Genomic DNA, 5,029 nt, shown 5'->3' on the forward strand with positions numbered 1-5,029 from the left:
TTCAAACGGCTTCCTCGAAGGAATCAACAGTCAGATCAAACGAATCAAAAATACAGCATACGGGTACAAGAACTGGATGAACTTCATCAACCGCATTTTCTTGGAGCGCGTCTGGTTCAAACCAAACAGCATCAAAAAGAGCGTCCGGACCAATTAAGGTCCAGACACTCTCATAAATCTGTATCAACTCCACTTGACGAAGAGCCGCAAAACCGCCCGTCTCGCAGTTCAAATGCGAAACGGGCGGTTCTTTGTGGTGCGGCCGGCGATCCGTCGGGATTGCACCGCGGCGGCCGCCTGACCACGACTTGGCTTCGGCCGCGACCGGTGGCCGGACGCGCCGAAGCCACCGCGGGTTCAAAACGCCGCGGCGGCCTCAGTCTTCTGACTGGTTGGTGCGTCGACGCCGTGGTCGCGGGCTGGCAGTCGGCCAACTCGCAGCGTCGCTTGGCACGCCTGGAACAAGCCACCGGTCAATGCCCCACCGCAGCTACCTCGCATCGCGAGTAGGCGGGACAAAAATGCGGCCGTTGGGTGGTGGTCCACACCCTGGTGGTCGGCCTCAATCGGAGGGGGCCGTTGCACGAAAACGTCTACGTTGTTGCCTTTCGGCATGGCATGAGTGGGGTACTGGGAATGCTTATGTCCCGGACCGTTCCCCATAGGCAGTGGACTCGCTACGGCTGTGATCAAAGCCGTCTCCCCGCCCTAAGATAATCATCTAACGCCAGTGTAAGCCCTGCCATGTTGGCCGTCAAATTTTAAGCGCGTTAACGCAAAAAGGCCCCAACCGCGGGTTGGGGCCACGCCGGCCAGCGGCGGCTACTGCGCCTGGCCCTTAGACTTGTCAAAGGCGTTGATCACAAGCGCCAGCCCGACGATCACGACCGAGAAGAAGTAGATGTTATGCAACCCGGCGTAAAGAATTTGGCGCAGCGTCGGCAAAAGCGCCTTCGGCAGCCCGGCGGCCGTCTGCGGGTTGATCAGCTTGTTGAGCATCCCCATGGTCGCCTTGGGATGCGCGGCGATGCCCTGGGCCATGCGCAGGTTCAAGACCACGCCGTACACCGAGACCATCAGCGTCTGGCCCAGCGTTCGCGACAGCGTGTTGAAGCTGGTGGCGACGCCGACCTCGCTTGCGGCCACCGTGGCCTGGGCGCGAACCGTCGTGGTGGTGATCACCATGCCAAACCCAAGCCCCAGTCCCCCGGCGACCACCAGGAAGAACCAGTACGGCGTCGCCTCGGGCACCAGCGCCAGAATCAGGCTACCGGCCAACAGCAGCGTCATCGCAACGGCCAGGATGCGCCGCGCCGACCAGCGCGTGAGCAGCCGCCCGGCCACGAACGAGCCGATGATCCACATCAGGCTGGACGGTGTGATGGCAAATCCCCCAAAGGACGCGTCCATGCCGAGAATTCCCTGGACCCACATCGGCATATAGGCCTCGTAGCCGATCACGAACCCGGAGATCAAGGCGGCCACCGCGTTGGTGATTACGAAGTCGCGGTTGGTGAACAGCGCCAGGTCGATGATCGGATCGATGGCGCGGCGTTCCTGCCGCACGAACAGGCTCAAGGTCCCGGCCGCGGCGATTAGCGCCAGCGCCAAAAGCACCCAGCCGTGGTGGCCGGCCAGCCCCTGGAAGCCCAGCATCAAAAGCAACAGCGTCAACACCAGCCACAGCGTCCCCCAGTAGTCGACCGCCTGGCTTTGTTTTTGGTAGTCCTCCTTGAAGAACACCGCGACCAAAAGCACGGTCAAAAGCCCGATTGGCACGTTGATGAAAAAGATCCAGTGCCAAGACAGCCGATCGACGATGAAGCCACCGAGAAGCGGCGCCAGCACCGCGGCGATGCCCCAGGCCGAGCCGTTGAAGCCCAGCACCTTGGCGCGTTTTTCGTACGGGTAGATGTCGGCGATGATGGTGAAGGTCACCGGCATGATGGCGCCGGCGCCGACGCCTTGAATCGCCCGGAAGAAGATCAAAACCGGCATCGACTGCGCCAGCCCCGACAAGGCCGAGCCGACGATGAAAATCGCCAGCCCGATCAAAAAGACTGGCTTGCGGCCGATTTTATCGGCGAACTTGCCGTAAATCGGGGTGGCCATCGCGTTGGTCAGCAGGTAAATGGAGATGATCCAGTTCATGAGCTTGACTCCGTGCAGGCTGCCCACGATGGTCGGCATCGCGGTGGAGACGATGGTGCCTTCCACGGCGGTCATGAAGGTGGCGATGAAGATGGCGATCGTGACCAGCACGACGTTGGTGTGTTGCGACTTTTGCATAATGATCCTTTCTGGCCGAAAAAAAGCGCCTCTACCAAAGGTAAAGGCCGCCTCTTAACTCGTTTAATCTAAGTACTTGGCAAGCGCCGCGACCCGGTCGAGGTGTTCCCAAGGAAGATCAACATCTGTACGTCCGAAGTGACCATACGCCGCCGTCTGCTTGTAAATCGGCCGGCGCAGGTCAAGCATTTTGATGATGCCGGCCGGCCGCAGATCGAACTGCTCCCGGATGGCCTGGGTGATGCGTTGTTCCGAAATCTTGTTGGTGCCAAAGCAGTTGACCGACACGGACACCGGCTGGGCCACGCCGATCGCGTAGGCCAGCTGCACCTCGAGGCGGTCGGCCAACCCGGCGGCCACGAGGTTCTTGGCGATGTACCGCGCCGCGTAAGACGCGGAGCGATCGACCTTGGTCGCGTCCTTGCCGGAAAAGGCGCCACCGCCGTGCCGCGCGAACCCGCCGTAAGTATCGACGATGATCTTGCGGCCGGTCAGCCCGGAATCGGCCTTGGGCCCACCCAGCACGAAGCGGCCGGTCGGGTTGACGTAGATCTTGGTGTCGGCGTCCAGCAGGTTGGCCGGAATCACCGCGCGGATGACCTGGGTCTCAATGTCTTGGCGAATCTGATCCAGCGTGACATCCGGGTCGTGCTGCGTCGACAGCACCACGGTGTCGACGCGCTGCGGCTTGTTGGCATCGTCGTACTCGACGGTCACCTGGGCCTTGGCGTCCGGCCGCAGGTAGGCGATGGTGCCGGCCTTGCGCAGCGCCGCGGTTTTTTGCATCAGCCGATGCGCCAGGCTGATCGGCAGCGGCATGTACTCCGGCGTCTCGTTGATCGCGTAGCCGAACATCATACCCTGATCGCCGGCACCGATCTGGTCCAACGGGTCGCCCCCTTGGTGCGACTCAACGGCGGCATCGACGCCTTGCGCGATGTCCGGGGACTGCTCGTCTAAGGCGACCAACACCCCGACCGAGTCGGGATCAAAGCCGGACTCCTTAGTGTAGCCGGCGCCGCGAATCGTGTCGCGAACCACCTTTTGGATGTCGACGTAGGCCGTGGTAGTGACCTCGCCGACCACCAAGACCAGGCCGGTGGTGACCGTCGTCTCGACGGCCACCCGCGCGTCTGGGTCCTGGGCCAACATGGCATCGAGGATGGCGTCGGAGATCTGATCGGCGACTTTGTCCGGGTGCCCCTCGGAAACGGACTCCGAGGTAAATAAATGACGTTCTTGCATCTTTGCTTCCCCCTAATTAGTTGTTCGGTTACAAGGCATATCCGCAGCTGCGGATCCCATCGGGAATTCTTTGCAACGAGATTAAGCATAACATATTTCGGCGACCGCACGAAATTTGTTTTTGCCCTCCGCCGCCGCATTGGGTAACATAGGGGGGAACCCCGAGGCCTGACGCCTCGCTTGAAAGGACACCTCATGAACCCGAAAAAAATAATCCTGTGCGGCCTGCTGACCGGCCAAGCCCTGGCGATGCCGCTGCTGTTGGGCCGCACCGGCCTGACTTGGCCGACCTTGACGACCTGGGCCCTGCTGATGCTGGCCCTGGCCACCGGCCTCGCCTTGGCGCTCGAACGCCCCTGGCCACTGGCGGCGGCCGCCCTGCTTGCCATAATCGGTTGCTGGGGCAGCTGGTCCCTGCTCCCGCTAGCACTGGCCCAAATCGGCCTGGCGTGGCTGGTGGTAACGCAAAAGCTCAGCATGCGCCTGACCACCACCGGCTGGTTGGTGATCACCGCCTTCCTACAGCTACTGCTTTTCGCCAAGCTCGACACCGTGCTAACCCTGGCCGCCGTCACCGCCGTGGGTGCGGTCACGCTGCCGGCTGGCCTCGCCCTGTGGTCGCGCGAGTGGCCGGTCTGGGTGCTGGTGCTGCTTCAGGCGGTGCTGGCCGTCTTGACCGCCTACCTGCAAGTGTTCACGCTCCCCACCGCGGCGGTCGCCCTGATCCTTGGCATCGCCTTGGATCCACGCCTGCGCAAGTGGCCGGCCTGGGCCTACACCGCGCTGCCCCTGCTGCTGGCACTATTGAATGTCTACACCCATTTCCACGGTTAACCCTAGGCGCCGGCCTTACAGCTGGCGCCCTTTGTGTGGTCCAAAATGGGCGTCACACCACGGCTGCCCAAGCGGTGAAGCGCATAAAAAAACACCGCGGCGGCGGTGTTTTCGAGCGGTTCCAACGAGACTCGAACTCGTGATCTCCTGCGTGACAGGCAGGCGTCCTAACCAACTAGACCATGGAACCATAACGAAAAAAAATGGAGGATACAGGGCTCGAACCTGTGACCCTCTGCTTGTAGGGCAGACGCTCTCCCAACTGAGCTAATCCTCCAAAAAGTGACCCGTACGGGATTTGAACCCATGTTACCGCCGTGAAAGGGCGGTGTCTTAACCACTTGACCAACGGGCCGAGAAACAACGGAGAGTAAGGGATTCGAACCCTTGATACGGGCAAACCCGTATACATGGTTTCCAACCATGCTCCTTCGGCCACTCGGACAACTCTCCATGGAACTCCGGATGTCAGGCTCGAACTGACGACACCCTGATTAACAGTCAGGTGCTCTACCACTGAGCTAATCCGGAATAAAGCGCGGCAGCTTCCTACCCTCGCAGGCAGTCACCCACCAACTACTCTCGGCGTTGAGAAGCTTAACTTCTGTGTTCGGCATGGGAACAGGTGTATCCTTCTCGCTATCGCCACCGCACTTCTATT

Annotated in this window: 4 protein-coding genes, 5 tRNA genes, 1 rRNA gene and 1 riboswitch; of the genes, 2 read left to right on the forward strand and 8 right to left on the reverse strand. The window is 61.1% G+C overall.

Going from position 1 to position 5,029, the window contains the following annotated elements:
• Window positions 1–43 precede the first annotated feature (43 nt).
• Window positions 44–157 carry a hypothetical protein gene (locus ACYVRZ_RS12990; RefSeq protein ID WP_461227051.1) on the forward strand — a complete coding sequence of 38 codons (114 nt, stop codon included), beginning with the start codon at window positions 44–46 and terminating at the stop codon, window positions 155–157.
• Between the two features lie 665 nt (window positions 158–822).
• Here ACYVRZ_RS12990 and ACYVRZ_RS12995 read toward each other — a convergent pair.
• Both ACYVRZ_RS12995 and metK read right to left on the reverse strand, forming a co-directional pair.
• On the reverse strand, window positions 823–2,289 hold the full coding sequence (locus ACYVRZ_RS12995) for an MDR family MFS transporter (RefSeq protein WP_461227449.1): 1,467 nt from the start codon (window positions 2,287–2,289) through the stop codon (window positions 823–825).
• Between the two features lie 63 nt (window positions 2,290–2,352).
• The gene (metK, locus tag ACYVRZ_RS13000; RefSeq protein WP_461227451.1) at window positions 2,353–3,534 is read right to left on the reverse strand and encodes a methionine adenosyltransferase; all 1,182 of its coding nucleotides are present in this window, start codon (window positions 3,532–3,534) and stop codon (window positions 2,353–2,355) included.
• Window positions 3,532–3,615: riboswitch (SMK box riboswitch) on the reverse strand. Its footprint overlaps the gene before it by 3 nt.
• Before the next feature lie 114 nt (window positions 3,616–3,729).
• Here metK and ACYVRZ_RS13005 point away from each other — a divergent pair.
• Window positions 3,730–4,368, forward strand: coding sequence for a hypothetical protein (locus ACYVRZ_RS13005; RefSeq protein WP_461227453.1), 639 nt, complete (start codon window positions 3,730–3,732; stop codon window positions 4,366–4,368).
• 116 nt (window positions 4,369–4,484) lie between these two features.
• Here ACYVRZ_RS13005 and ACYVRZ_RS13010 read toward each other — a convergent pair.
• The 6 genes from ACYVRZ_RS13010 to rrf form a co-directional block, all read right to left on the reverse strand.
• Window positions 4,485–4,558, reverse strand: a tRNA-Asp gene (locus ACYVRZ_RS13010).
• A 14-nt stretch (window positions 4,559–4,572) separates the two neighbouring features.
• A tRNA-Val gene (locus ACYVRZ_RS13015) sits at window positions 4,573–4,645 on the reverse strand.
• A 6-nt stretch (window positions 4,646–4,651) separates the two neighbouring features.
• Window positions 4,652–4,723 (reverse strand) — tRNA-Glu (locus ACYVRZ_RS13020).
• 9 nt (window positions 4,724–4,732) lie between these two features.
• A tRNA-Ser gene (locus ACYVRZ_RS13025) sits at window positions 4,733–4,821 on the reverse strand.
• 6 nt (window positions 4,822–4,827) lie between these two features.
• Window positions 4,828–4,899, reverse strand: a tRNA-Asn gene (locus tag ACYVRZ_RS13030).
• A gap of 5 nt (window positions 4,900–4,904) precedes the next feature.
• A 5S ribosomal RNA gene (gene rrf, locus ACYVRZ_RS13035) occupies window positions 4,905–5,021 on the reverse strand.
• Window positions 5,022–5,029: the final 8 nt, after the last annotated feature.

The organism is Lacticaseibacillus suihuaensis, from assembly GCF_054785075.1.

Bases quoted from the DNA above. Each gene is read 5' to 3' on its own strand.
- ACYVRZ_RS12995 (WP_461227449.1), bottom strand. From the start codon at position 2,289: ATGCAAAAGTCGCAACACACCAACGTCGTGCTGGTCACGATCGCCATC.
- metK (WP_461227451.1), bottom strand. From the start codon at position 3,534: ATGCAAGAACGTCATTTATTTACCTCGGAGTCCGTTTCCGAGGGGCAC.
- ACYVRZ_RS13005 (WP_461227453.1), top strand. From the start codon at position 3,730: ATGAACCCGAAAAAAATAATCCTGTGCGGCCTGCTGACCGGCCAAGCC.